We start from the raw sequence: 2,810 nt of genomic DNA on the forward strand, positions 1-2,810 counted from the left end.
TCTTTTAAGGAGAAATCATTAAAAGAAGATAAGTCTCATTTAAAATATTATTTAACTAAGCACTATCATATAATAGAAAAAGGCTTAGCTTTACCAGAACCACGATTAGGATTTGGTCAGCCTAAAATACTTGATGTTATAGCAAAAACAGAAGTCTACGAAAAATTATATGGTATTGATGATTTAGTCTGCTCAATAAGAAAAACTCTTATAGATTATATGAAGTTTAATAAAAATGAGGGGTTTGTTTTTTCTGAAAATTTTGAAAAAACTGTTAATGATTTTCTAAGTCGAAGTGATATAGTTGGTAAAGGTGGGTTGAAGTATATAAATAAAATAACAGCTAGCACATTGAGTTTGGAAGAATTTAATGAGTTTGCACAGGGTAGAGTTAGTGTAAGAGATTTTTCAAATGAGTCAGTGCCTGATGGTCTTTTATATTCAGCTGTTGAAGTTGCTAGAAGTGCTCCTTCTGTATGTAACAGACAGGGTTGGAAGGTACACTATTATAGTGATAAGGTAAAAATAAAAGAGATACTAAAATACCAAAACGGTAATACAGGGTTTACTGATGTAATTGATAAATTGATTATAGTAACTGCAGACGCTAAAGCCTTTACTTCATATGAAAGTAATCAAATATTTATTGATGGAGGGTTGTTTTCAATGAATTTATTGTTAGCTATACATGCAGCAGGCCTCGGATCTTGTCCATTAAATACCTGCTATCCATCTTTTACTGAACAAAAAGTTAAGACTGTATCAGAGATTCCTGATAACGAGCGTCTAATAATGATGATTGGAGTAGGTTGTTTAAAAGATCAATATAGTGTTGCTTATTCTCCTCGCAACCCAACAACTGATATATTTACAAATCACTGAAAGTCTATCGATAGATAACTCATAACTGTTTTTTTAAGATGTTAACAATACTTAAAGCTGAAAATATGTAAGAAAATATTGAATTTATTAAGGCGTGTCCTCATTTTTATCCCATTTAGGGTGTCAATCGATTGAATTAAGGACACGCCTTAAATACTTATATCCTATACAACTATTAATCGAACCATGTAATATAAATGTAGAGCTATAAAACGTTTAAAAGGATTACTAAAATGAAAATAGCCATAATGACACAACCACTGGGTAAAAACTATGGTGGAATAATGCAAGCTTACGCTTTACAAAAAGTCTTGAAAGATATGGGCCATAGTCCGATTACTATTGACTATCAGACTAAAGAGCGTGGTTTTATTTATAAAAAATTCAGACTAGCCTATCGTCTTGCTAAAAAAGCCACAGGTAAACGACAAGCACCAATAAATCTTGAAAGTAAAATAGGCTATTTAACCAAGCACAATCAAGAGTTCATTAACGCTAATATTGTCCAGTCCAAGTATATCAATGAAAGTAAAAAACTTAAGAAACATTTTAAGAAGAATAGCTACGATGCTGTCATTGTTGGTAGTGATCAAACATGGCGTCCTAAGTACTCACCGAACATCTACGATTTTTATTTGGACTTTATCAGCAAAGATAAAGGAATTAAACGAATTGCTTATGCATCATCGTTTGGTGTTGATGACTGGGAGTATTCAGTAGAAGAAACTAAAAAATGTTCTAAACTCGCTAAATTATTTGATGCAATATCAGTTCGTGAGCAGTCAGGAGTTGATTTATGCAAAGAGTATTTAGGTGTTGATAGTGAGCTTGTTCTAGATCCAACATTGTTATTAGAGAAAGAAGATTACTTAGCATTGATAGGCGATAGATATAAAGCAGATAAAAGTGAAGGAGTATTCACTTATTTTTTAGATAAAAATGAAGATAAAAAGAAAGCTGCAGATTATGTAGCAGAGGAACTGAACGCTCACGTGTATAACTGTCAAGCTAAGCATAGTTTAGGTGACTTGAGTAGTGAAAAATTAGAGGATTATAAAATGCCGGCTGTACAAGATTGGTTGGCATCATTTGCTAATGCAGAGTTTATACTGACGGATTCATTTCATGGGATGGTTTTTTCGATAGTTTTTGGAAAACCTTTCCTAGTAATTGTAAATAAAGAACGGGGTGCTGCCCGATTTGAGTCGTTGCTTAATAAAATTGGAGGCTTAGAGCATTTAGTATATGAGCCATTAATTATATATAAAGAGTCGATTGCTATAAAAAGTGTGACTGCTCTCGAAGATAAAGATTTAAATTTAATGAAGATTAATTCTCTCTCTTACCTTGAAGAATCTTTAAAATAGACTTTCTGTATATGAGTAAACTTTATGACATTTGATACACCTTTGGTTTCAATTATAGTTCCTATTTATAATGCTGAACTTTATTTATCAGAATGTTTATCTAGTATAGCTTCTCAGACCTATCAGAATATTGAAGTCATTCTAATAAATGATGGCTCAACAGATAGAAGTGAAGAGATCGCTGAGAATATATGTAAAAAAGATCAAAGATTTAGGTTGATAAACCAAACTAACTTTGGTGTCGCTGCTGCTAGACAGCTTGGATTAAAAAATACTAATGGTGAGTTTGTCATACATTGTGACTCAGATGATTTAATGGCAGAAAGAGCAATTGAATATTTGTATAAATCAATTACTGATAATGGGTCAGATATCGCTGTAGGTGCATATACAGGACAAGGCAAACTCGGAGATGAACTCATAACACATCATACATGTAATAAGTATGATTTTATTCATAATATGCTCATTGGAACATATCATTCTAGTTTATGTAATAAATTAATAAGAACAGAGCTTTGTAGAGAGATATCTTTCGATAAAAATATAAACTATATGGAA

3 protein-coding genes are annotated in these 2,810 nt (G+C 31.9%); all 3 read left to right on the forward strand.

All coding sequences use genetic code 11. The features are described from left to right. A partial coding sequence (locus CXF61_RS11445; protein ID WP_165598272.1) for a nitroreductase family protein occupies positions 1-882 on the forward strand: 882 nt, incomplete at its 5' end. 233 nt (positions 883-1,115) lie between these two features. Next, positions 1,116-2,249, forward strand: coding sequence for a polysaccharide pyruvyl transferase family protein (locus CXF61_RS11450; RefSeq protein WP_227526674.1), 1,134 nt, complete (start codon positions 1,116-1,118; stop codon positions 2,247-2,249). A gap of 24 nt (positions 2,250-2,273) precedes the next feature. After that, a partial coding sequence (locus CXF61_RS11455; protein ID WP_165598273.1) for a glycosyltransferase family 2 protein occupies positions 2,274-2,810 on the forward strand: 537 nt, incomplete at its 3' end.

The organism is Psychrobacter sp. 4Dc, from assembly GCF_002836715.1.
GTDB lineage: Bacteria > Pseudomonadota > Gammaproteobacteria > Pseudomonadales > Moraxellaceae > Psychrobacter.